Source organism: Nocardioides sp. P86 (assembly GCF_023712465.1).
GTDB lineage: Bacteria > Actinomycetota > Actinomycetes > Propionibacteriales > Nocardioidaceae > Nocardioides > Nocardioides kribbensis.
The window spans coordinates 1-420 of the sequence record NZ_JAMAYE010000041.1 but is presented as its reverse complement, the minus strand read 5'-3'; the positions used below and the strand labels follow the sequence as shown (position 1 = coordinate 420).

Below are 420 nucleotides of genomic sequence, written 5' to 3'. Positions count from 1 at the left end.
ACATGATTCTGAAAGTGTACGAAAGCGGGGTGCCGATCGAACGTTTGGCGGCGGCGCTTGGTCTGACAGCGGCAACGATCCGAGCTAGGTTTCGGATGCTGGACGGAATTTGCGACGAGGCAATCAAGTTGCTGGCCGACAAGCGAGTGCCATGCCGCGTTTTTCCGATCCTGCGGCAGATGAAGCCATTTCGTCAGATTGATGTCGCGCTAGCAATGAACAACCTCGACAACTACTCAGGAAAGTTTGTGCTAGCAATGCTAGAGACGACCCCAGATGACCAGCTAGTTGACGGTCCTAGGGACCACGCAACGAAGCCTGGAACGTTCGAAGCTGTCCGGCGTTTGGAGCGAGAGTTGGCCGTTCTACAGGCCGATACCAAGGTTATCGAGGAAAATTACGGCCCAGACAGTTTGAAGC

1 protein-coding gene is annotated in these 420 nt (G+C 54.5%); it reads left to right on the top strand.

Annotation, left to right across the window (positions count from 1 at the left end; genetic code table 11):
* Positions 1 to 14: 14 nt before the first annotated feature.
* On the top strand, positions 15 to 420 hold a 406-nt coding region (locus M3673_RS18855; protein WP_251535609.1), incomplete at its 3' end, for a plasmid partitioning protein RepB C-terminal domain-containing protein.